26 protein-coding genes are annotated in these 22,381 nt (G+C 63.6%); 12 read left to right on the top strand and 14 right to left on the bottom strand.

Annotation, left to right across the window (positions count from 1 at the left end; genetic code table 11):
• Positions 1 to 28 precede the first annotated feature (28 nt).
• From GGR39_RS06770 to GGR39_RS06750, 5 genes are read right to left on the bottom strand one after another with little or no spacing between them, the layout of a single operon-like run.
• Positions 29 to 244, bottom strand: coding sequence for a superinfection immunity protein (locus tag GGR39_RS06770; protein WP_183616399.1), 216 nt, complete (start codon positions 242 to 244; stop codon positions 29 to 31).
• Positions 244 to 1,458 (bottom strand): NADH-quinone oxidoreductase subunit D, encoded by a 1,215-nt coding sequence (locus GGR39_RS06765; RefSeq protein ID WP_394659391.1) that lies wholly within the window; start codon positions 1,456 to 1,458, stop codon positions 244 to 246. The genes GGR39_RS06770 and GGR39_RS06765 overlap by 1 nt, the downstream gene beginning before the upstream one ends.
• A 2-nt stretch (positions 1,459 to 1,460) precedes the next feature.
• Positions 1,461 to 2,300 (bottom strand): NADH-quinone oxidoreductase subunit C, encoded by an 840-nt coding sequence (locus tag GGR39_RS06760; protein WP_183616398.1) that lies wholly within the window; start codon positions 2,298 to 2,300, stop codon positions 1,461 to 1,463.
• A 2-nt stretch (positions 2,301 to 2,302) separates the two neighbouring features.
• A complete protein-coding gene (locus GGR39_RS06755; RefSeq protein ID WP_058737851.1) occupies positions 2,303 to 2,860 on the bottom strand; it encodes a NuoB/complex I 20 kDa subunit family protein in 558 nt (185 codons plus the stop codon).
• Positions 2,857 to 3,231 (bottom strand): NADH-quinone oxidoreductase subunit A, encoded by a 375-nt coding sequence (locus GGR39_RS06750; RefSeq protein ID WP_058737850.1) that lies wholly within the window; start codon positions 3,229 to 3,231, stop codon positions 2,857 to 2,859. Before GGR39_RS06750 ends, GGR39_RS06755 begins: the two co-directional genes overlap by 4 nt.
• Before the next feature lie 254 nt (positions 3,232 to 3,485).
• Here GGR39_RS06750 and GGR39_RS06745 point away from each other — a divergent pair, with 254 nt between their 5' ends.
• Positions 3,486 to 4,682, top strand: coding sequence for an acetyl-CoA C-acyltransferase (locus GGR39_RS06745; protein WP_183616397.1), 1,197 nt, complete (start codon positions 3,486 to 3,488; stop codon positions 4,680 to 4,682).
• 39 nt (positions 4,683 to 4,721) lie between these two features.
• On the opposite strand, the gene GGR39_RS06740 is transcribed toward GGR39_RS06745, so the two are convergent.
• Complete coding sequence (locus GGR39_RS06740; protein WP_183616396.1) at positions 4,722 to 5,198, bottom strand: SH3 domain-containing protein; 477 nt, start codon at positions 5,196 to 5,198, stop codon at positions 4,722 to 4,724.
• A 196-nt stretch (positions 5,199 to 5,394) separates the two neighbouring features.
• Between GGR39_RS06740 and GGR39_RS06735 the strand changes: the two genes are divergently transcribed.
• Positions 5,395 to 6,666, top strand: coding sequence for an ammonium transporter (locus tag GGR39_RS06735; protein WP_183616395.1), 1,272 nt, complete (start codon positions 5,395 to 5,397; stop codon positions 6,664 to 6,666).
• A 4-nt stretch (positions 6,667 to 6,670) separates the two neighbouring features.
• On the opposite strand, the gene GGR39_RS06730 is transcribed toward GGR39_RS06735, so the two are convergent.
• The 5 genes from GGR39_RS06730 to GGR39_RS06710 form a co-directional block, all read right to left on the bottom strand.
• A complete protein-coding gene (locus GGR39_RS06730; protein WP_183616394.1) occupies positions 6,671 to 8,077 on the bottom strand; it encodes an NAD(P)H-dependent flavin oxidoreductase in 1,407 nt (468 codons plus the stop codon).
• Between the two features lie 33 nt (positions 8,078 to 8,110).
• Positions 8,111 to 8,854, bottom strand: a complete 744-nt coding sequence (locus tag GGR39_RS06725) for a class I SAM-dependent methyltransferase (RefSeq protein WP_058737845.1) — start codon at positions 8,852 to 8,854, stop codon at positions 8,111 to 8,113.
• An 81-nt stretch (positions 8,855 to 8,935) separates the two neighbouring features.
• Entirely contained in the window at positions 8,936 to 10,063 is a 1,128-nt protein-coding gene (prfB, locus tag GGR39_RS06720; RefSeq protein WP_183616393.1) for a peptide chain release factor 2, read from the bottom strand.
• 111 nt (positions 10,064 to 10,174) lie between these two features.
• Positions 10,175 to 10,717, bottom strand: coding sequence for a peroxiredoxin (locus GGR39_RS06715; protein ID WP_183616392.1), 543 nt, complete (start codon positions 10,715 to 10,717; stop codon positions 10,175 to 10,177).
• A gap of 45 nt (positions 10,718 to 10,762) precedes the next feature.
• Positions 10,763 to 10,987: a biotin/lipoyl-containing protein gene (locus GGR39_RS06710; protein WP_183616391.1), complete on the bottom strand. Its 225-nt coding sequence runs from the start codon at positions 10,985 to 10,987 to the stop codon at positions 10,763 to 10,765.
• Positions 10,988 to 11,112: 125 nt separating this feature from the next.
• Between GGR39_RS06710 and GGR39_RS06705 the strand changes: the two genes are divergently transcribed.
• Complete coding sequence (locus tag GGR39_RS06705) at positions 11,113 to 11,985, top strand: HpcH/HpaI aldolase/citrate lyase family protein (RefSeq protein ID WP_183616390.1); 873 nt, start codon at positions 11,113 to 11,115, stop codon at positions 11,983 to 11,985.
• A gap of 48 nt (positions 11,986 to 12,033) precedes the next feature.
• On the opposite strand, the gene eno is transcribed toward GGR39_RS06705, so the two are convergent.
• Positions 12,034 to 13,320 (bottom strand): phosphopyruvate hydratase, encoded by a 1,287-nt coding sequence (gene eno / locus GGR39_RS06700; protein WP_058737841.1) that lies wholly within the window; start codon positions 13,318 to 13,320, stop codon positions 12,034 to 12,036.
• Between the two features lie 175 nt (positions 13,321 to 13,495).
• Between eno and GGR39_RS06695 the strand changes: the two genes are divergently transcribed.
• The 6 genes from GGR39_RS06695 to GGR39_RS06670 all read left to right on the top strand — a co-directional run bounded on the left by GGR39_RS06695 (position 13,496) and on the right by GGR39_RS06670 (position 16,255).
• Complete coding sequence (locus GGR39_RS06695) at positions 13,496 to 14,014, top strand: hypothetical protein (protein ID WP_183616389.1); 519 nt, start codon at positions 13,496 to 13,498, stop codon at positions 14,012 to 14,014.
• A 26-nt stretch (positions 14,015 to 14,040) separates the two neighbouring features.
• On the top strand, positions 14,041 to 14,448 hold the full coding sequence (locus GGR39_RS06690) for a phage holin family protein (protein WP_183616388.1): 408 nt from the start codon (positions 14,041 to 14,043) through the stop codon (positions 14,446 to 14,448).
• Positions 14,445 to 14,738, top strand: coding sequence for a hypothetical protein (locus tag GGR39_RS06685; protein WP_183616387.1), 294 nt, complete (start codon positions 14,445 to 14,447; stop codon positions 14,736 to 14,738). The genes GGR39_RS06690 and GGR39_RS06685 overlap by 4 nt, the downstream gene beginning before the upstream one ends.
• 17 nt (positions 14,739 to 14,755) lie before the next feature.
• Positions 14,756 to 15,424, top strand: a complete 669-nt coding sequence (locus GGR39_RS06680; RefSeq protein ID WP_183616386.1) for a hypothetical protein — start codon at positions 14,756 to 14,758, stop codon at positions 15,422 to 15,424.
• A gap of 109 nt (positions 15,425 to 15,533) precedes the next feature.
• Positions 15,534 to 15,764 carry a DUF4170 domain-containing protein gene (locus GGR39_RS06675; protein WP_058737837.1) on the top strand — a complete coding sequence of 77 codons (231 nt, stop codon included), beginning with the start codon at positions 15,534 to 15,536 and terminating at the stop codon, positions 15,762 to 15,764.
• Positions 15,761 to 16,255 carry a GNAT family N-acetyltransferase gene (locus GGR39_RS06670; protein ID WP_183616385.1) on the top strand — a complete coding sequence of 165 codons (495 nt, stop codon included), beginning with the start codon at positions 15,761 to 15,763 and terminating at the stop codon, positions 16,253 to 16,255. Before GGR39_RS06675 ends, GGR39_RS06670 begins: the two co-directional genes overlap by 4 nt.
• An 11-nt stretch (positions 16,256 to 16,266) precedes the next feature.
• Here GGR39_RS06670 and GGR39_RS06665 read toward each other — a convergent pair whose 3' ends face one another.
• Positions 16,267 to 17,628, bottom strand: a complete 1,362-nt coding sequence (locus GGR39_RS06665; RefSeq protein ID WP_183616384.1) for an ATP-binding protein — start codon at positions 17,626 to 17,628, stop codon at positions 16,267 to 16,269.
• A complete protein-coding gene (locus GGR39_RS06660; protein WP_183616383.1) occupies positions 17,625 to 18,311 on the bottom strand; it encodes a winged helix-turn-helix domain-containing protein in 687 nt (228 codons plus the stop codon). Before GGR39_RS06660 ends, GGR39_RS06665 begins: the two co-directional genes overlap by 4 nt.
• 189 nt (positions 18,312 to 18,500) lie before the next feature.
• Here GGR39_RS06660 and GGR39_RS06655 point away from each other — a divergent pair, with 189 nt between their 5' ends.
• The 3 genes from GGR39_RS06655 to GGR39_RS06645 all read left to right on the top strand — a co-directional run bounded on the left by GGR39_RS06655 (position 18,501) and on the right by GGR39_RS06645 (position 22,335).
• Positions 18,501 to 18,848, top strand: coding sequence for a hypothetical protein (locus GGR39_RS06655; protein WP_183616382.1), 348 nt, complete (start codon positions 18,501 to 18,503; stop codon positions 18,846 to 18,848).
• Between the two features lie 77 nt (positions 18,849 to 18,925).
• The gene (mprF, locus tag GGR39_RS06650) at positions 18,926 to 21,574 is read left to right on the top strand and encodes a bifunctional lysylphosphatidylglycerol flippase/synthetase MprF (protein WP_183616381.1); all 2,649 of its coding nucleotides are present in this window, start codon (positions 18,926 to 18,928) and stop codon (positions 21,572 to 21,574) included.
• Positions 21,574 to 22,335: an AcvB/VirJ family lysyl-phosphatidylglycerol hydrolase gene (locus tag GGR39_RS06645; protein WP_183616380.1), complete on the top strand. Its 762-nt coding sequence runs from the start codon at positions 21,574 to 21,576 to the stop codon at positions 22,333 to 22,335. Before mprF ends, GGR39_RS06645 begins: the two co-directional genes overlap by 1 nt.
• Positions 22,336 to 22,381 lie beyond the last annotated feature (46 nt).

The following is a 22,381-nucleotide window of genomic DNA, read 5'->3' as shown; positions in this document are numbered from 1 at the left end:
CACCCCGCCTGTCTCGGCATTCAAAACTCTACGTGGCTTCCTTCACAGCCACCGGCCTTCCCACGATTGCCCAGATCAGCATGCCGACCCAAACGATCCCAGTCCATCCCAGCAGAAGGTTGAGTACGAAAACCAACCACTTCTGCACATGTCCCCGAGCGAATGCGATGATGCTCGGAAGAAATCCGATCGGCACGACGACCGCCATAACGATCACCCAATGCCAGATCGAAACACCGTCCATTACCGATCGCACTCTCCGAACACGACGTCGATCGCACCCAGAATAGCGGTGGCATCAGGCAGCATGTGCCCCTTGCACATCATGTCCATCGCCTGAAGGTGCGAAAAGGCAGTGGGCCTGATCTTGCAACGGTACGGCTTGTTCGAGCCGTCAGAGACCAGATACACGCCGAACTCACCCTTGGGGCTCTCGGTCGCGACATAGACTTCGCCGGCGGGAACGTGAAAGCCCTCGGTGTAGAGCTTGAAGTGATGGATCAACGATTCCATCGAACTTTTCATCTCGGCGCGCTTGGGCGGCACGACCTTGCGGTCGGTCGACGCGATCGGCCCTTCCGGCATCTCGCGTAGACACTGCTTCATGATGCGGGCCGACTGCCGCACTTCTTCTACACGGACCATGAAGCGGTCATAGCAGTCGGAGTTGGTGCCTACGGGAACTTCGAAATCCATGCGATCGTAGACATCATAAGGCTGGCTCTTACGCAGATCCCACGGAATGCCGGCGGCACGGATCATCGGACCCGAGAAGCCCCAGGCGATCGCATCATCACGGCTGACCAGCGCGATATCGACATTGCGCTGTTTGAAAATGCGATTGTCCACCACGAGGCTCATCGCGTCATCGAACAACTGCGGCAGGCGCGTATCCAGCCAGTCACCGATATCGGTAAGCAGCTTGAGCGGCACGTCCTGGTGAACACCGCCCGGACGATACCACGCGGCGTGCATGCGTGCGCCCGAAGCCCGCTCGAAGAAGTTCATGCAATCTTCGCGGATTTCGAACAACCACAGGTTCGGCGTCATCGCGCCCACGTCCATGACGTGGCTACCCATGTTGAGCATGTGATTGCAGATGCGGCTCAGTTCAGCGAACAGCACGCGCAGGTACTGCGCCCGCAGCGGCACCTCGATATTGAGTAGCTTTTCCACCGCGAGCACGTAGCTGTGCTCCATGCACAGCGGCGAACAGTAATCCAAGCGATCGAAGTACGGCAGCGCCTGAAGATAGGTCTTATGCTCGATCAGCTTTTCGGTGCCGCGATGCAGCAGGCCGACATGCGGATCGACACGCTCGATCACCTCGCCGTCCAACTCCATCACCATGCGCAGCACGCCGTGCGCCGCCGGGTGCTGGGGACCGAAATTGATCGTATAATTGTCTACCGCCTCGCCCGTGGTGGTGGGCGAGCGTTCCAGAGTCATTCCGCTCATGATCAGCTACCTTCCGGCGCCGGGCCGCTGCCCGCTTTGTCCGAAGCCGCGCCGTCAGCGGGGCGATCGTCACGCTTCGCCGTGGGATCGGGCGCACCCGGCTCGGCTTTGTCGGTTGCCTTCACGGCAGTGGGCACCACCTTTTCGTGCGATTTCGCTTCCGCAGGAGCACCTGCCCCGGTTTGCTTCGGACTTTCCGTGACCTTGGCTTCGGCGACCGGCGGCGTGCCCGCCTTCTCGTCACCTGGGAGCACGTAATCCGCGCCTTCCCAAGGGCTCATGAAATCGAATGACCGCAGATCCTGCGCCAGCTTCACTGGTTCATAGACGACGCGCTTGTCCTCCTCCGAATAGCGCAATTCGACATAGCCGGTCAGCGGGAAATCCTTGCGGAACGGATGCCCCTCAAAGCCATAGTCGGTGAGGATGCGGCGCAAGTCCGGATTGCCGGCGAAAACCACGCCGTACATGTCGAACACCTCGCGCTCGAGCCATCCGGCGACCGGCCACAGCGTGGTGACGGTCGGCACCGGCGTATTCTCGGCAGCCGAGACCTTCACCATCACGCGATGGTTCTTCGTCAACGACAACAACATGTAGACGACTTCGAAACGCTCTGCGCGCGACGGATAATCGGCACCGGCGATCTCCATCAGTTGCTGGTACTGATGGAGATCGCGAAGCAGGCGCAACGCATCTTCCACTCGGTCCCGCTGAACGGTTAGGACGACTTCGCCCATCTCGTCCTTGGCGGAGACAAGCATCGAGCCCAGCGCCAACGAGAGACTGTCAAGCACGCCTTCATTCGAGGCGAAGCGGGGTGCGGAATGCAGGACGGCCATGATCAGCGCTCCAGCGTGCCGACGCGGCGGATCTTACGCTGCAACTGCATCACGCCGTAAAGCAGCGCCTCGGCAGTGGGCGGACAACCCGGCACGTAGATATCGACCGGCACGATGCGATCGCAGCCGCGCACGACGCTGTAGCTGTAATGATAATAACCACCGCCGTTGGCGCACGATCCCATCGAGATGACGTACTTGGGGTCCGACATCTGATCGTACACGCGGCGCAGCGCCGGAGCCATCTTGTTGCACAGCGTACCCGCCACGATCATCACGTCCGACTGGCGCGGGGAAGCGCGCGGGGCGACGCCGAACCGCTCCATGTCGTAGCGCGGCATGTTGACGTGGATCATCTCGACCGCGCAGCAGGCGAGACCGAATGTCATCCACCACAGTGAACCGGTGCGGGCCCACTGGAACAGCTCTTCCGTGCTGGTGACGAGGAAGCCCTTATCGGACACTTCCTGGTTCAGCCCGTTGAAGAACGACTGGTCAGGCGCCGTTTGCCCTTCGGGCAAGTGGCCGTCCTTGCGGAATTGGGTGACGAGATCGGTCATTCCCAGTCCAAAGCTCCCTTTTTCCACGCATAGGCAAGGCCGATTGCCAGCTCGCCCAGGAACACCATCATGGTGATCCAGCCAGGCCAGCCCGTCACATCCAGCGAAACCGCCCAGGGGAAGAGGAACGCCGCCTCCAGATCGAAGATGATGAAGAGGATGGCGATCAGATAGAATCGCACGTCGAACTGGCTGCGCGGATCTTCGAATGCGGGAAAGCCGCATTCGTACTCGCTCAGCTTGTCGGCGTTGGGGTTGTGCGTGCCCGTCAGCCGCGCCACGCCCATGGGCAGGAACACGAACGCCGAGGAAAGTGCCAGCGCGATCACCAGGAAAATCAGGATCGGCAGGTATTGCGAGAGATCGACCAAAGTTCTGACTCGTTGCGATAACCGGTTGCACCGCGCCCTAGGCTTACCCGTTGCGCGGTGCAACCCCGGGAGCCGTTCAAATCCTCAGCAGCATGATGCGTTCCTGCGAGCAGAAACGCTTTGTCGGACAACACTAGAGGTTTCCGCCCGACAATTGTGTTCTATATACCCCGTGCGGCGCTGCAATGCCAATGCCGCATTGCACAAATACCCTCGCGTGCAATCGTCCGTGACCTCATTGTGAAAGATCGCCCATGGCTCAGATTTCCGCCGCTGACCCTATCGTGATTCTATCTTACGCGCGCACGCCGATGGGCGGGATGCAGGGCGTACTCGCCGACGTCGCCGCGACAGACCTGGGAGCGACCGCGGTAAAGGCCGCCGTCGAGCGCGCTGGAGTCGAGCCCGAAGCGATCGAGCGCATCTACATGGGCTGCGTTCTGCCGGCCGGGCTGGGCCAGGCACCGGCGCGCCAGGCCGCGATGAAGGCGGGCCTGCCCAAGTCCGTACAGGCGACGACCGTGAACAAGGTCTGCGGTTCGGGCATGCAGACGGTGATCATGGGTGCCGAGGCGCTGGCCGCCGGTTCGATCGACCTCGTGGTTGCTGGCGGCATGGAGAGCATGACGAACGCGCCCTACCTGACCAAGAAGCACCGCGGCGGCGCGCGCGCGGGCCATGATACGCTGTATGACCACATGTTCCTCGACGGGCTGGAAGATGCCTACGAAGAAGGCCGGGCGATGGGCAGCTTCGCGCAATGCACCGCCGACGAATATCAGCTGACCCGGCAGGATCAGGACGCCTACGCAATCGAATCGCTACGGCGAGCTCAGGCGGCCATCGCCGATGGATTGTTCGCCGATGAGGTCGTGCCGGTGACGGTGAAGACTCGTAAAGGCGAGGTAATCGTCGACAAGGACGAAGCCCCCGGCAAAGGCCAGCCCGACAAGATCCCCCAGCTGAAAGCCGCTTTCGCCAAAGAAGGCACGATCACCGCCGCCACGTCCAGCTCGATCTCGGATGGTGCCGCCGCCGTCGTATTGACCCGCGAAAGCGAGGCCAAGGCCAAGGGGCTGACGCCGCTTGCCACGATCGTGGGTGTCGCCGCCCATGCGCACGAACCTGCCAAGTTCACCACCGCGCCGGTCGGTGCCGTCACCAAGTTGCTCGATCAGGTGGGCTGGAGCATCAATGATGTCGACTTGTTCGAGGTGAACGAGGCCTTCGCCTGCGTCGCCATGTTCGCGATGCACGATCTCGGCATCCCGCATAACAAGATCAATATCCATGGCGGTGCGACCGCGCTGGGCCATCCGATCGGCGCGTCGGGCACGCGCATCATCGTCACCCTGCTCTCGGCGTTGAAGCAGAAGGGCTTGAAGCGCGGCGTGGCGACGCTTTGCATCGGCGGTGGCGAGGCAACGGCCATCGCGGTCGAACTGCGCTGATAATCTAGGAGACGGTTCATCCGCCGCCGGGGGACCGTCTCAGGGGTTGCCGGTGCCCCATAGCCGGTCTTCGGGCGCGAAGGCTTTGTGGCCGTCGGCGTCGAACTGGCACCAGCCCGCATCGCAATCGCCCAGCAGGCCCACGACGCCCGGCTCCACTTTCCATTGCAGATGCGATCCGGACTTCGGCTCGGCGCGCATGTCCACGTCGCCCTTCCCCTTGATCATGGCGGCGCGCTGGCGAGACAGCAGCAAATCGCGCATCCAACCACGCTCTCCATCCGGGTCCTCGATCAGCCGCCAGGGCCCTTCCTTGCGCAGCACTTTGACGGGCAGGTGCGGCCGCCGATAGATCCAGGAAATACGATAGCTATCCCCCGGACCGACTCGCATGTTCGCCACGTCCGCGTCGATCGATGCCCAATAGGGCACACCCTGATCGTCCGCATGGGCGGGGAAAGCAGCTGCCATGGACAGGGCAAGAGCGAGGGCGAGACGGGAACGCAAGGCGGGCATGGCCGGTGCATAGACCCGCGAAGAACCTCGCTTCAAGGCTTGTGATGCGCCGATCGCTCCGCTCGTCGCGCTCTGCCGTATCGCTTAGTTATTTGGCAACCCGGCGGTAACCAAATCCTGACGTTGAGCGGCTAATCGTTCGGATGGACGCGGGGCTATGCGTCGGGAGGATGCCGTTTTGAATCCGATACGCCGCATGATGTCGTCAGCAATCCTCATGGTCGCCGTCACGCCGATGGTGTCGCAGGCGCAGGACCTTTCCGCTGCCCCCGGCGAGTCTGGCGACACGGCCTGGCTGCTGGCCGCGACGGTCTTCCTGCTCCTGGCCGGATTACCCGGCGTCGCGCTTTTCCAGGCGGGTCGTGCCCGCACCGGCGCGTTCGTGGCGACGATGGTCCAGACCGCCACGATCGCCGCCGCCGTGTCGCTCGCGTGGGTGCTCGTCGGCTATACGCTGGCGTTCGGCACGGTGACGGCAGGCTGGCTGGGTAGCGGCAATGCGTGGATGCTGATCCAACTCAGCGACCTGCGGGACGGCCTGACCGTGCCCGAAAGCGCCTTCGCATTCTTCCAGATCGCTTGCGCAATTGTGTGTACCGCCTTGATTCCAGGCGCCTGGTCGGGGCGCGCTCGGTTTGGATGGGTTATCCTGTTCACCACGCTGTGGAGCCTGATCGTGCTGGCGCCGGTGGTCCACTGGTTGTGGGGTGGCGGCTGGTTGGCGGCAGCTTCCGGTACGATCGACTTTGCCGGCGGAATGGCGCTCGAAGTGTCGGCCGGCACGGCGGCTCTGGTCACGGCGATCCTGATGGGGCGCGGCCTGGACTTCGATGACCCGCGCAACTTGCGCTTGTCGCCGATCACCTTGGCGGGGGCGTTCCTGCTGTGGTTGGGTTGGCTGGCGCTTTGCGGTGGCTCGATCTTCGCGGCGAACGACGATGCCGCCGCCGCCCTGGTCGCCACTCACGCCGCTGGATGCGCCGGTATGCTGACCCGTCTCCTGATCGATCGCCTGCGCCGCCAACCGCCCCACGCGGAATCCGCCGCGTTGGGCCTTGTCGCCGGTCTCGCCGCAATCGCACCGGCGGCGCTGACCGTATCTCTGGGCGGGGCGGCAGCGATCGGAGCTATCGGAGCGGCGCTTGCCGTCGGATCGGCGGCCCTTATCCGCCGGATCGGCATCGACGATCGGCTCAGCGTGTTTTCCCTCTTCGCCGTACCTGGAGCGGCGGGCTCAGTGCTCGTCGCTATATTCATGGCGCCTGCACTGGGCGGCACCGGCTATGACGATACGATGAACCCCGTCGCGCAGCTTGTAGCGCAAGTGATCGGCGTCGCAGTGGTGATGACCTGGTCCGCCATCGGCAGCACGATCATCGCCCTCGCGGCCTCACTCGCGTTCCCGATGCGAGTGAGCGAGAGTTCCGAAGAGGCCGGCCTCGACGCTGCCATTCACGGCGAGGCCTGAGCGATCAGTCGCCGGTCAAGATGCGATCGACCAATTCCTTAACAGTCGGCGTGAAGCCGTTGGAATAGAACGGATCCTGCTTGAACTTGTAGGCCGCATGCCCTGCGAACATCAGGTTCTCGTCGATCGGGCCGCCATGCGCGATATCCTGCAGGGTCTTCTGAATGCAGAAGCTGCGCGGATCGGCCAAGCGACCCGTGGTGTAATCGTCATGGTCCTTCCAGGACGAGAAACCGCAGTGTGACAGGCAGCCCATGCAATCTGCCTGATCCTTGCGGATCACGTCGCGCTCGATCGGATCGACGAACACGATCGTATCGTCCGGTGTACGCAAGCCATCGGTGTAGCCCGCTGCCGACCAACTGCGGGCGCGTTCCAGGTCCTTGGGCGTGACCCAGAAGTTCTTGCCCTTCACACCCACGTCGAGCCGCACGGTATGTTCGCCCGCCTCGACCTTGGAATAGGGAATCTGACGCTCAGACCGCGCCTCAAGATTGCGCAGGAAGGGGTTGCGAACAGCCGAAGAATAGAAGCCGGTGGGAGAGAAACGGTGCAACAGCACGTCGCCCGGCTCCAGATCGCGCAAGGCGTCCTTCCACTCTTGCGGGATCGGGCTTTCATGCGTCAGCAGCGGGCGCGTGCCGTATTGGAACGCGATACCGCCCAGTTCCGGATTGTCGATCCAGTTTTCCCAATCGCGCAGATACCACACGCCACCGGCCATGATGATCGGCACGTCGTCCGCGATGCCTTCAGCGCGCATCGTCTCGCGCAGGGCCTTGACGCGGGGATACGGATCTTCCGGCTTGGTCGGGTGTTCGGCGTTGGAGAGGCCGTTGTGGCCACCGGCCAGCCACGGGTCTTCATAGACCACCGCCGCCATCAGTTCGGGAACCTTGGAATATGCCCGCTTCCACAGCGCCCTGAACGCGCGTGCGGAGCTAACGATCGGCAGGTAGTTCACGTTATATCGCGCGGCGATCTCTGACAGCTTGTAGGGCATTCCAGCACCGCAAGTGACGCCCGCGACCATGCCGCGCGTCTGCTCCAGCACGCCTTCCAGCACCGGCTGTGCGCCGCCCATCTCCCAAAGCACGTTGATGTTGATCGCGCCGTTTCCACCCGCGATCTCATGCGCCCGGTGAACTTGCTCCACCGCGCCATCGATGGCGAAGCGGATCAGCTGCTCGTGCCGTTCCTTCCGGGTCAACGCATCGTAGACCTGTGGCACGATCTTGCCTTCGGCATCATAGCTGTCAGCATTGACCGCGCTGACCGTGCCGATACCGCCAGCGGCAGCCCAGGCGCCGCTGCTCATGTGGTTGGTGGCCGAAACGCCCTTGCCGCCCTCAACCAGCGGCCAGACTTCGCGGCCGCCGTACATGATCGGCTTGAGACCCTTGAAACCCATCTTTTCTTCGTCTTTCCTCAGGAAACTGGCGGCTTAACGGGGTGCGGCAGCGGCTTTATCCGCCAACCGGCATGGCCTGATCGCTTCGGGCGCAGGCGCAGCTCCCTTTGCCTCGAACCGAGCATAGTAGCCTTGCAACTTCGGCTTACGCACAAATTCCGCCAAGCGGAAGCCCACGGCTTCGAATTCGCAAAACAGCAGAGCCGGGGGGATTCCGTGGTGATCCGTATCACGATCGATATCGACGACGACCACGCTGCCGTTCGCCCGCAGCGAGGGGCGCAAGCGCCACAGGAACGCGTAAGGCTCCGACACTTCGTGATACATATGGATCAGCATGACGCGATCAAAGCTGTTGATCGGCAAGTGGGGATCATCCTCCGCCCCCTGCTTGATCGAGACATTGTCCAGCCGCTCACGCTCGATGCGCAGGCCCAGTTCCTCCAGGGCATCACGATCGATATCCTGCGCCAACACGCGGCCTTCCGGCCCGACGCGCTGGGCGAGGCGGACGGTGTAATATCCCTCACCCGCACCGATGTCCGCCACCGACATGCCCTTGGCGATGCCGGCCTGGTCCATCACCGTGCTGGCTTCCTTCACGCTGTCGCGCTCGGTTTCGGAGGAGAAGCCGTTCGCCCCCAGGTTCGACACGGGACGATCCGCCTTGGGGAAAGCGCGCGAAGTCGGCAGGCGGCCGTCCTCGACCTTCTTCTCGCACGAAGAGAGACTGGCGATCGCAAGCACGGCGAACAGGGCGCGGCGAAGCACGGGCATGCGGCTCCTTAGCGGCTCACCGTCAGCTTGGCAAAGCCGTGGACACCATCGCTGTCCCGGGCCGACCCAGGGACGACACGATCAATCCACGTCCTCGACTTCTACCTTCTCGCCGGTAACGCGCTGCGACAAGGCTGCGGCCATGAAAGCGTCCAACTCGCCGTCCAGCACATCGCCTGGGGCGGTGGAGACAAGCCCGGTGCGCAGGTCCTTCACCTGCTGATAGGGCTGCAGAACATAGGAGCGAATCTGGTGGCCCCAGCCGATGTCGCTCTTGCTGGCATGCTCGGCGCTGGCGGCTTCCTCGCGCTTTTGCATCTCTGCCTCGAACATGCGCGCCTTGAGCATGCCCATCGCGATCTCACGGTTCTTGTGTTGCGACCGATCGATCTGGCTGGCGACGACGATGCCGGAAGGCTGGTGCGTGATGCGCACTGCCGAGTCGGTGGTGTTGACGTGCTGACCACCGGCACCAGATGCACGGTAGGTATCGATCTTCAGGTCCGCCGGATTGATCTCGATCTCGAACGTATCGTCGATCACGGGATAGACCCACACGCTGGAGAAGCTGGTGTGCCGCCGCGCCGAGCTGTCATAGGGGCTGATGCGCACAAGGCGGTGCACGCCGCTTTCGGTCTTCGCATAGCCATAGGCATTGTCGCCCTTGATCAGCAGCGTGGCGCTCTTGATTCCGGCCGCTTCGCCCGCGTGATAGTCGACCAGTTCGACCTTGTAGCCCTTGCGCTCGGCCCAGCGGGTGTACATCCGCTGCAGCATCTCGGCCCAGTCCTGGCTCTCGGTGCCGCCGGCCCCAGCGTGGACTTCAAGGTAAGTGTCGTTGCCGTCCGCCTCGCCTGCCAGCAGCGCCTGCACCTTGTCGCGGTCGGCGCGCTCGGCCAAAGCCTTGAGCGTGGCATGCCCCTCGTCGATGGTGGCGGCATCGTCCTCCATCTCACCCAGCTCGATGAACTCGATCGCGTCCGCCATTTCGGCCTCGATCTGGCTCACCGCGCCGATCGACGCCTCCAGCCGACGGCGCTCTTTCATGACCGCCTCGGCTTCCTTGGGCTTGTCCCAGAGGGTGGGATCCTCGACGCGCGCGTTCAACTCGTCCAGGCGACGGACAGCGCGGTCCCAATCCAGGAACTTGCGGACGAGCGCCATGGCCTTCTGGATACGCTCGATAAGGGCCTGCCCTTCGGCACGCATGACGGGAAAACTCCGGAACAAATGGGGTCGCCCCGCTTAGCGCAAGGGACGCGATTGTAAAGCTTGAGGGTTCCTGCCCTCGCCTTGGGCCTGACGGGCGCGAGGTGAGTTTCAGGGCTTCTTCAGGGCCTTCACCGCCGTCAAAGTCTGGCTGACATGCTGCCTATAATCCATATCCGAATGGACATAGGCGATCCGTCCGTCCTGACTGATCACATAGCTGGTGCGATTTGTCATCGCCGCCGGGCCACCCGCCCGCTTCAGCGCGACGTCGTACGACTTGATGATCTGGGGATTGGCGACACCGACCGTGAACTTATCCCGGCACGCTTCGGTCGAAAACTTGCGCAGCGTGGGCAGATCATCCGCCGAAAGGCCGATCACGGTCGCCCCGTACTTGGCGAATTCGGGTGTAGCCTCGGCAAAGGCATGCGCTTCCAGCGTGCACCCTTGCGTGAAGGCCTTGGGATAGAAATACAGCACCACCGGGCCTTTGCGCAGCGCGGCGCGCAGATCGAGCGGGACTTCCTTGCCCGCCAGCGCGCCCTGCGTGGCGAAGCTTGGCGCCTTCGCACCCACCGGCAAATTGGCGAGGGCCACGCCGGGAAGGGCGAGAGCGAGGGAGGCAATAGCGGCGGTCAGAAGCGTTTTCATATGCATAGTCTGGACCGGCAGGCGGCCCCTGTCCATATGCCGCGATCAGTCGATATAGCCCAACACGGTGCCCACCTCGTAGCTGGCATCGCTCGAGGCGTTGATCTTCAGCACGCCCGAAGCAGGGGCGGCGATCGTATTGTTGCCGCTCTCCAGCGCGAACAACGGTTCACCCTCGCGAACCGTGTCGCCATCGTGGGCGAACCAGCGGGTCACGCGGTCGCGCTGAGCGGTGGGTGTCGTTTGCGGAAGCAGGATTTCGACTGCCATGTTTTCATCGCCCCGTTATTCAAGCTGCCGGGATAACGAATGGCCGGTCCGGTCGTTTCCGTCTCAGGCGCAAAGCCACCACGAGCGGGTTCTCCATCACGCCCGATCGCGCTAGCAGACGCCCTATGGATTCGAACCTGCGCCCGCGCCGTAGCGCGCTCTACCTCCCCGCCTCCAACGCCAAGGCGATCGTTAAGGCCCGTACCCTGGCGTGCGATGTCGTCATCCTCGACCTTGAGGACGCCGTCGCGCCCGACCGGAAGGACGAGGCCCGCGAAGCGGCGGTGGCGGCCGTGAACGCAGGTGGCTTCGGTCATCGCGAAGTGGCGATCCGGGTAAACGGTCTCGATACGCCGTGGGGGGCGGCCGATCTGGCTGCCATCGCGGGATCGCTGGCCGATGCCGTCGTGGTGCCCAAGGTGAATGGCCCGGAGGATATCGTGGCCTATCAGAAGGCGCTGGGCGCCGCACCGGCCGCGCTGCAGTTATGGGCGATGATCGAGACGTGTCGCTCTGTCGGCAACCTGCCGCAAATCGCCGCCATGGCTGATACCACGCGGCTGTCGCTCTGGATCATGGGTACAAACGATCTGGCCAAGGAAATGCGGGCGCAATTGACGCTTTGCCGCACGCCGTTCCTGCCGTTCCTTTCAATGGCTGTCGCTGCGGCGCGCGCACACGGCATCGCCATCCTTGACGGGGTATGCAACGAGTTCCGGGACCTGGATGTTTTCGAGACGGAGGTACGACAAGGCCTGATGTTCGGCTTTGACGGCAAGAGCCTTATCCACCCCGCGCAGATCGAGCCCTGCAATACGGCCTTTTCGCCGAGCGAGGCGGAACTGGCGCGGGCGAACGCCGTGATCGCCGCATTCGCGCTGCCGGAAAATGCGGGCAAAGGCGCGATCCAGGTGGAGGGGAAGATGGCGGAACTGCTGCATCTGGAACAGGCGCAGCGGTTGCTAGCCGTCTTCGAGAGGATCGAGGCGACAAGGTAGAGCCGCCCCGGATCGGGTCCGGGGCGGCGCCGATCCTCTAGCCAGCGATCAGACGCTGAGCTTTCCGAATGCCTTTGCGCCTGCATAGTGCGCGGCGTTGCCCAGCTCTTCCTCGATGCGGATCAACTGGTTGTACTTAGCCAACCGGTCCGAGCGCGCGAGCGAGCCGGTCTTGATCTGACCACAATTGGTGGCAACCGCAAGGTCGGCGATCGTCGCGTCCTCGGTCTCGCCCGAGCGGTGCGACATGACCGCGGTGTAACCGGCGCGCTGGGCGATCGACACGGCTTCCAGCGTCTCCGTCAGCGAGCCGATCTGATTGACCTTCACCAGCAGAGAGTTGGCCAAGCCCTGTTCGATGCCCATCGTCAGGCGCTTGGGGTTGGTGACGAACAGATCGTCGCCCACCAGCTGGACCTTGTGGCCGATCTTATCGGTCAGCGCCTTCCAACCCTCGAAATCGTCTTCGCTCATGCCGTCCTCGATCGAGATGATCGGATAGGCGGCGGTCAGATCGGCCAGGTAGTCTGCGAATTCAACCGGCGACAGCGACAAGCCCTCGCCGCTGATCTCGTACTTGCCGTTCTTGAAGAACTCAGTCGAAGCGCAGTCCAGAGCGAGCTGGATTTCGCTGCCCAGCTTGAAGCCGGCCTTCTCGATCGACTGGCTGACGAAATCGAGCGCAGCACGGGTCGATGCAATGTTGGGGGCAAAACCGCCTTCATCGCCCACCGCGGTGGCCAGGCCCTTTTCGTGGAGGCCCTTCTTCAGCGTATGGAAAATCTCGGCGCCCCAGCGCACGGCTTCGGCGATCGAATCCGCGCCGACCGGCATGATCATGAATTCCTGGAAGTCGATCGGATTGTCGGCATGCTCGCCGCCATTGATGATGTTCATCATCGGCACCGGCAGGACATGGGCCGAAACGCCGCCGACATAAGCGTAGAGCGGCAGACCGCGAGCGTTCGCAGCAGCCTTGGCGACGGCGAGCGAGGTGCCCAGGATCGCGTTTGCGCCCAGGCGGCCCTTGTTCTCCGTGCCGTCCAGTTCGATCATCGCCAGATCCAGATCGCGCTGATCCTCGGCATCCATGCCGACCAGGGCTTCGGCAATATCGTTGTTCACGGCGTCGACCGCCTTGAGCACGCCCTTGCCGAGGTAGCGGCTCTTGTCGCCATCGCGCAGCTCGACGGCTTCGTGCGCACCGGTCGAAGCGCCCGAGGGAACTGCGGCGCGGCCGAAGCTGCCGTCCTCGAGAAGCACGTCGACCTCGACGGTGGGATTGCCACGGCTATCGAGAATTTCGCGGCCATGGATGTCGATGATGGCAGTCATTTCGGCTCACGCTCCTGCAATGACGCGCTGTGTTAGGCGCGGGTTTGCCGCGCTCTTAGCAGGGGAACCTTCGCTGACAAGTTGCGTTGCAGCACTGATCAGCGAGTTGTGTTATCAAAAGCCCATAAACATGCGTCAGATTCAGCTTTGCAAATCCCATTCAGGAGGACGTACCATGGTCGAGACCACCACTTTTCCCGGAACTGGCGGAACGTCTGGCACGGACGATGCGAAGAGCCACTTCACCAAGGCCGTCGATGAAGCCATCGCCGGGGCAAAGGCGCTGGGTTCGGAAGCGCAGACGCGCGCCGAAGAGTATCGCGAAAAGGTGCAGAGCAAGCTGCATGACAAGGCCGATGGCCTGACCGGCGATGCCAAGGCGCGGACGGAAGAGTACAAAGAAAAGGCCTATGGTCTCGCGGATGATGGCAAGGCCCGCGCCAGCGGTGCGCTGTCCAGCCTGAGCCAGTTGATCCAAGACAATGCCAACGTTCTGGATGAGCGGGTCGGCGGGAAATACGGCGACTACGCGCGTGGCGCAGCGCAATCGGTGCAGAACGTCGCCACCAAGTTGGACGAAAAGAGCATCGACGAACTGGGCGAGGAAGCGGCCGAGTTCGTGCGCCAGAGCCCGGCCCTCGCACTCGGCCTGGCGGCTGCCGCCGGTTATCTCATCGGCCGTGTGTTGAAGTAAGGCGATCGTCGACGCATAGCACGCACATGCTGAGCACCGATCCCGCTCCGGGTCTGTCTTCCGATCCTGAGGACGATGTAGCGTTGAGCGAAGCGCGGCAGCGCTCGCTCAACGACGACCTTCAACAACTTGCCCGCGATGCGCGATCCTACGCCGAGGCGGAATTTGAATTTCAGAAGACGCGGGCGGCTTATGCCGTCAGCGCCAGCAAGAGCATTATCGTCTATGCGGTGGCGGCACTGGTGCTGGTGTTTTTCGCCATAATGGCCCTGGTGGTCGGGCTGGTGATCGCGCTGGGTCCATGGCTCACGCCTTGGGGCGCGATGGCTGCTGTAACTTTGGGCCTGCTGGCGATCGCAGTGCTGCTGCTGCTCAAGGCAAAGAAGCGGATCGGCATTCTGATGATGGTCATGGGCGGGGAGAAGGCATCGTGACGGCGGCATTGGAAGCCAAGGTCCTGGCCGACAAAGCCGCGCGTGACACGTGCAAGCTGAACCTCGATACCCGCCTGGCCCATGTGAAGCAGGACCTTTCGGTGCGCGGTATCGGCGGGCGGATAGCCGACGAGGTGATCGACAACGCCAAGCTCATCTTCGACGAGGGTGTCGCCGTGGTGGAGGAACATCCCGCCGTTATCGGAGGAACCATCGCGGCGATCGTGCTTTGGTTTTTGCGAAATCCCATTATCGATGGGCTCAACCGCGTGTTGAAGTCCTTCAAATAGAAAACATGAGGTATCCCATGGCGCCCGACACCCAGATCACTCCGGCAACAAAGGCTGACGGCACCTCCACCAATATCGTGAAGTTGCCTCACGCTGTGCCGCCCCAGACACCGTCCGAAAAGGTGATCGACTTCGTCAAGGAGCATCCGCTCGTAACCGTGGCGGGCGGTCTCGTCGTAGGACTGGCGATCACCGCGCTGATCCCGCGTAGCCGCCAGGGACGCAAGCTATCGAACCGCGCCTTGCGGCTGGCCGAAGCAAGCGCTGCAAGTGCGCTTTCGTTTGGCCGCGACGCTCTTGATCGTGCCGAGGATGGTGGCGCCATTGCCCGCAAGCGCGCCGGGGTTTTCGCCCAAAAGGCTGAAAAGATCACAGGACGCGCAGCTGCCCGGGCGGAAAAGGCCAGCGAAAAAGCCATCGCCCGTGCCGAAAAGCTGGGCATCGCCGCCCTGGGCAAGGCTAATGTGCTGGGCCACGCGGCAGCCGATCGGGTAGAGCGCATAAGCCATATAGCAGCAGAGCGGGCGGAAGATTTCGGCGGTCGTGCGTCCGATCGCCTCGGCCGCCTGGGTGACAAGGCCCTCGCCCAGTCTAGCAAACTATTCGGTGTTCCCGAAAGCCGGACAACCCTGGCAGACCGCATCCTCGACAAGCTCGATGATGCAAAGGCGCGGATCCGCCGCTGATTACGTAAGGCAAGTTAGCCTCGGGCAGTGCCCCGTGGCTGAAAGCTTGCCTAACGGCGCCGGAAACGGGTAGGGGTCGATCTCACTCGAAGAGGATATCGACCCCTTCATGCAAAAGCTTCACCTCGTCATGGGCGGCCGCGTCAAAGATCCGCGCGTTCTTGAGTTCTCCGATCTTCCGTCACTCCACCTCGTGGGCGTCTATCCCGATTTTCACTCTGCCGAAGAGGCATGGCGTGCCAATGCACAGCGCACGGTGGACGATGCCGAGATGAAGTACGTGATCGTCCATCTGCACAAGCTGCTGCAGCCCGATCTCCCCGGTGACGATACGAAGTGATCCGATGCTTCAGGCCGGGCGACGAACATGCGCTCCGGGATATTCACCTTGCGTCGATCACGCAGGTGGGCCCCCTCGCCTATAATCCCGCGCAAGTCGCAGTGTGGGCCAGCAAAACGCGCGAGCCTTCAGAGTGGCTGGAATGGTTCCACTTTGGCGATCGCATCACCATCGCATTCTCGCCGGCGGGCGATCCTGCGGCTTTCACTTTGCTGGAAGCCGACGGCCACCTCGACATGCTTTACTGCCATCCCGATCACACGCGCCAAGGCCATGCCTCGCGCCTGATCGAAGAGGCAAGCGCCTTCGCCGTCCGTTCGGGATTGGCGATGATCACCACTGACGCCAGCGAGCTGGCACGGCCGGTGTTTCTGGCGGCAGGCTATCGGCAGGACAGCCGCGAGGACTTCCTGATGGATGGCGTACCCATCCATAACTACGCGATGAGCAAGGACTTGCGCCAAGTCGCGGAAGTCCAACCGATCAACTAAGGCCTATCGCCCTAGGCGGCGGGGTCTGCTTGACCGCCCAAGACGATCGCCACCTCCAATCCAGGCGCGTGATCGCGCAATTCCATGGTGCCGGAATGGAGGCGGGCGACCGCCTGCACGAGCGACAGACCCAGCCCCGCGCCCCAGCCGCCGCGGGCATCGTCCAGCCGCTGGAAGCGGGCCAGGGCCTGCGCGTGGCGCTCCGGCGGAATGCCGGGCCCTTCGTCCGCCACCGCGATCAGCACCCCTCCCTCCACGTTGCGGACGGACAAGGTGATCGCCCCGGCCCCATATTTGATCGCGTTGTCGATCAGGTTGCCGATCGCCTGATCCATCAGCTGGCGATGGATCGGGACGATGACGGCCGACGACGCGTTGAGCGTGATCATGCGCCCCTCATCCTCGACCATCGGCGCATATATCTCGACGATCGTGGCGAGCATTTCGGTCAGGTTGGTCCGCTCGAAACTTTCGCGGCCAAGTCCGGCCTCTGCACGGGTGATGCTGAGCGCGGTTTCGATCATCGCCATCAACCGTTCGCTTTCGGCCAAGGCCTGATCGACGCTGGCGAGCGCTTCCGGCTCGCGCACGGTTCGTCCCAGCCGGTCCAGCGCGGACTTCATGCGGGTGAGTGGCGATTTGAGATCGTGCGCCAGCGTGTCGGTCGCGATTTTCAGTTCTGCATTGAGCGTCTCCACCCGGTCCAACGTCGCGTTGACCTCTGACCCCAGCAATCCGAAGGCATCGCGCGTACCGTCCCGCGGGACACGCTGGGACAAGTCCCCACCCCGCACATTGCGCAAGGTGGCGACCGTCGCGCGCAGGCGATCGGTGATCAGTCGGGTGGAGACGAAAGCCGCGAAGCCCGCAAAGACGATCGACAGCGCCAGTGCGGCCAGACTAGCGCGCTCCAACTGCGCCAAGACCTTGCGTTCGCTTTCGACGATAGTGCCGGTGACGAACAATTCGCCGCCGGTCAGCCGCCCGACCCGCAGGAACATCGCCTCGGGCATCACATGGTCCGTGCGCGCCACCTTCAGCAAGGTGTAACCACGCGATGGGGCAAGGCGGGGCGGCACTTGCCGCAGATTACCGGCGATCGGCTTGCCCCGGGCATCGGCGAGAAACAGCACCGCGCCCCGGCTGCCACCGGCCATGAGCCGCCCGTCCACGGCCTGACCCAAGGCCTCGGCCCCGCCGAACTGGTACGATTCCAACAGATCCGTCCGCATCGTCTCCGCGCGCGAGATCGCGGCATCGCGGCTTTGCGAGCGCAGCAGCGCGCCCAGGCCGAACAAGAGCACGGCCGCGGCCAGGATCTGGAACAGGAAAACCAGCCCGGCGAAGCGAAACGTGGTCGAGTTGGCATTCACGGCTGCGCGCCGATCCTGTACCCCGCGCCGCGAACAGTGTGCAGCAGTGGCCGAGCCTGTCCCTCATCGATTTTTTTGCGCAGGCGGCTGAGGTGAACGTCGATCACGTTGGTGCCGGGATCGAAGTGATAATCCCATACGCCTTCCAGCAGGATCGTACGCGTCACCACCTGGTCGACATGGCGCAGCAGGAACTCCAGCAAGCGATATTCGCGCGGCTGCAAGTCGATCTGGCGGCCGCCGCGCTGCACCCGGCGTGAAAGCAGGTCCATCTCCAGGTCATCGCAACGCAAAACCGTTTGCACTGCCGGAGCAGCCGTGCCGCGCCGCACGATCAGGCGGATTCGCGCAAGCAGCTCGGCAAAGGCGAAAGGCTTCGTCAGATAATCGTCCGCGCCGCTGGTCAGGCCCTTGATGCGATCCTCGGGCGATCCCAGCGCCGAGAGGATGATGACGGGCGTGGCGATCCCGGCCCCGCGTAGAGCCGCCAGTACGGCCATGCCGTCCAGTCCGGGCAACATCCGGTCCAGGACGATGCAGCAATAAGTGCCGTCCGTCGCCAGGAACAAGCCATCGCGGCCATTGGCGGCGCGGTCTGTCAGGAAGCCCTCTTCCTCAAGGCCATTGGCGATGAAATCGGCGGTGGTCGTATCATCTTCGATCAGCAGGATCTTCTGGGTCATCGCGATCTTGGGCCTTGTCGAAGCTCTTGGCGGGTGCGGTGGTATCGTCGAGCAGGTACGAACACCACAGTGGCGCGATTGCGCGATCAGGCGCAATGCCGCTTCATTAAATTTTGCTCATGAGCCGGTCAGCCGCCCCGCAGGCCAACGGCGCTATGCCCCACCGCGAACGCAGCAGGAGAAGCAGTCGTGATCAGCAGCGGCGATCCCGACGAAACCCGCCGGCGTGCGCTGGACGAAAGCGTCTGCCGCCTGATCTGCCCGATCGCTTCGGCCATGGTGGGCGTCTGCATGACAGGCATCGGCGTGCTGCGGGTGGGCAACTCGGTCCACGGTGACAGCACCTGGGCGGACGATCTCCTGTCGATCGACGCGGTGACATTCCTGCTGGCAACGCTGTCTTCCTACTTCGCGCTGCGGGTCCATTCGATCCGCCGGCTGCACTGGCTGGAGCATATTGCCGATGCCACCTTCATCCTCTCCATGGTGCTGCTGACCATCGCCTGCTTCGTGATCACCTATTCGCTGCGCTGGTAGATCGATCGAAAGATTGCCGATTGTTCACGCTACGGTGATCGGACGGCAAGGCGGGCGGCCTCATACCCGGCATTGTGATGAAGACCCTGCGCCCCCTGCTCCAGCGATACCGGCGACCGATTGCGGCGGGCGTGGTGCTGATCGTCATCGCGCTGGGCTTCCTGGCGCTGAACCGGCTGACCCAGCAAGTGCGCTATTCCCAGGTTCGCTCTGCCGTTCATGATCTGAGCCTGGTCCAGATCGCCCTGTCCCTGGCGCTGACGGCAGCGAGCTATCTGGCGCTGACCTTCTACGATGTCCTGGCCCTGCGAGTGATCGATCGCCCCCTGCCCTGGCGCAAGGCCGCGCTGGCGTCGTTCAGCAGCTACACGCTCAGCCACAACCTGGGACTGGCGTTGCTGACGGGGGGCTCCGCCAGGTACCGCGTCTATGCCGCCGCCGGACTGGAGGCGCCGGATATCGCCCGCGTGGTCGGGATTGCCGCGGCGATGTTCTGGGTCGGCGTAGTTACGGTGGCTTCGGCAGCGCTGCTGCTTCATCACGGACCCCTGCAACTGGCCACGCTCAGCATCAGTGAGGCCACGGCCCGGATGACCGGCGCGGCAATCCTGGCCATGCTGGTCGCCATGATCGTGGCCGGCAGTCTCTCCTGCTCTCGCATCACGATCTTCGGGTTCAAGGTTCCCCTGCCTCGTCGCGGTGAAATGGCGGCGCAGGTCATCGTCTCCGTCATCGATATATCCTGCGCATCGGCGGCGTTGTTCGTGCTGCTGCCTGCCGCCGACCCGTCACAACTGCCCGCTTTCGTCCTGGCCTATGCGCTGGGGATAATGGCGGCTTTGGTCAGCCATGTGCCCGGCGGCGTCGGCATCTTCGAATCCGTCGTTCTGGCGGTGGTCCCCAGCGACCGGGCTAGCTTGTTCGCCGCGCTGATCGCCTATCGCGTGATCTACTATCTCCTGCCGCTGGCACTGGGCGTGGTGATGCTGGCGTGGCACGAGGCCCGGCGCAGCACCCGCGCCAATCGCGTGCTGGAGAGCCTCCAGGCCATCGCCGTGAACGTAGCGCCACCGCTGCTGAGCCTGGCGACGTTCCTGGGTGGCGCGATGCTGCTGCTGTCCGGCTCGCTGCCCGCGATCCATGCGCGCATGGGCGCTTTGGGTGCCATCGTGCCGCTGCCTTTCATCGAGGCCAGCCACATCGCGGCCAGCTTGTGCGGCACGGCGCTGCTGCTGCTGGCTCCGGGGCTGTATCGGCGGCTGGACGGGGCCTGCCTGGCCACGCGGGCGCTGCTGGTGGCGGGTGCGGTATTTTCGCTGGCGAAGGGTATCGATTATGAAGAGGCGACCGCCTGCCTTGGCCTGGCCGCCTTGCTCCATCTGACGCGGCACGCGTTCTATCGCCGCACCGCTCTGATCGATCAGCCTCTGACGGCGGGCTGGCTGACGGCCACGGCTTCGGTGGCGGCGATCGTTGCCTGGTCCGGCCTGTTTGCCTATCGCCATGTCCCCTACAGCGATGACTTGTGGTGGAATTTCGCGCTGCACGGCGATGCCCCGCGCTACATGCGCGCCACTCTGGCAAGCGCGGTGGTGCTGACGGGATTTGCGGTGTGGCGGCTGATGCGGCCCAGCCCGACTGGTCGTTTGCAGGGCTTGGATGATCAGGACTGGCCGCTGATCCGCCAGATCGTCGCCACCAGTGGCCGGTCCGAAGCGATGCTGGCGCTTACCGGGGACAAGCGCTTCCTGATCTCCGAGGCGCGAGACGCTTTCCTGATGTACCAGGTGAAGGGCTCAAGCTGGATCGTCATGGGCGATCCGGTGGGTGCGCGGGAGGCTTGGCCGGAACTGCTGTGGAGCCTGCGGGCGCTCTCCCACCGCCAGCAGGGGCGCATCCTGCTGTACGAGGTTTCGCCCGCCGCGCTGGATCTGGCGATCGGGCTTGGGCTGCAACTAGTGAAATTCGGCGAGGAAGCGGTGGTCGACCTGCCCGCTTTCACCCTGGAAACACCGGACTTGCGCAGCGTGCGCAAGTCGCGTCGTGTGGCGGAGCGGGCGGGCGCCACCTTGCGCATCGTACCCGCCCCGGCGGTTCCGGTGATCCTGGACGAACTGGAGCAAGTCTCGAACGAATGGATGGCGGCGAAAGGCCATCAGGAGAAGGGGTTCAGCCTGGGTCGGTTCGACCGCGCGTACCTGAGCAATTTCGATGTCGCGCTGGTCATGGTGGAGGATCGGATCGTCGCTTTCGCCAACTTGTGGCTGGCGGGCAATAAGGCCGAGATCTCGGTGGACCTGATGCGCTATCGCGATGAAGCGCCCCCGGGCACGATGGATTTCCTGTTCGCCGGGCTGATGCTCTGGGCGAAGGAACGAGGCTACCAGCGCTTCATCCTGGGCATGGTGCCGCTGTCCGGCATTGACGGGCGCGCGCTTGCCCCGGCCTGGGCCAAGGCGGCGGCCTTGATCTTCCGCTTGGGGGAGACATTCTATGGCTTTCGCGGCCTGCGCAGTTACAAGGAGAAGTTCTCCCCACGCTGGGAGCCGCGCTATGCGGCCGGGCCGCAAGGCGTGGGGCTGTTGCAGGCGCTGCACGATGTGTCGCGCCTGATCAGTGCCAAGGAGCAAGGTCCCGGCCCCGCTGCTGCGCCGCAGGTGGCCGCCACCGCGATGATCGCGCCCGCCCCCGCCCTGTTCGTGCCTCGCGCCCTGAAGGCTTCGTGATGACGATGCTTCGTTCGTTTCGGCAGAAGCGCGCGCGCCGCAGATGGCGCAAGGTGGTTGCCGCCGTTGCCCTGCTGCTAATCACCGCCGCGTTGCTCTTCACCAACGCCACGGCGCTGCATCTGTTCGGGCGCGTGCCGATCCGCATCTATCCCGCGCGTTCGCCCGCGCAATCGGTGGCGGCGGTGATGGTATCAGGCGACATGGGCTTCGAATACGGCATGAGCCGCTATTTCACCCGCGCCTTGCAGGACCGTGGGGTGACCGTGGTGGGCGTGAGCGCGCCGGTCATCTTCGCGCATCATCGCTCTCTGGCTGAGGCGCAGGCGACCGTCGAATACGCGATGAAGCGCGCGATGCAATTGACCGGGGCGAAGCGCCTGATCCTGGTGGGCCAGTCCTATGGGGCCGATATCGTCGCCACCGTCGCGCCCCGCTTGCCGCCGGATCTTATGCGCCATGTCGGCGTGGTCGACCTCATGGTGCCGGGCCGCTACGTCTATTTCAGGGCGGACCTGAGCGGGATTGCCTACCTGGGCCAGCCCGACGCCCAGCCCGCTGCCGCGCTGGCCCGGATGCATAGGCCCCCGGTGATCTGCATCTACGGTCTGAAGGAGGAGGACAGCTTGTGTCCGCTCATCACCTCGTCCGCGAAGGTGATCGGCCTGCCCGGCGGCCACTACCTCAACCATGATAGCGATCTGCTGATCCGGACCGCGCTCGGGGCGCTCAAACCGCACGTTCCTGCTCTGCGCCCCTGAGCGCCAACCGGACATGACGCAAAGTTAAGGCGCCGGACAGATCGCA

This window comes from Novosphingobium fluoreni (genome assembly GCF_014196615.1).
Taxonomy (GTDB): Bacteria; Pseudomonadota; Alphaproteobacteria; order Sphingomonadales; family Sphingomonadaceae; genus Novosphingobium; species Novosphingobium fluoreni.
This window is presented reverse-complemented; position numbering and strand designations above follow the sequence as displayed.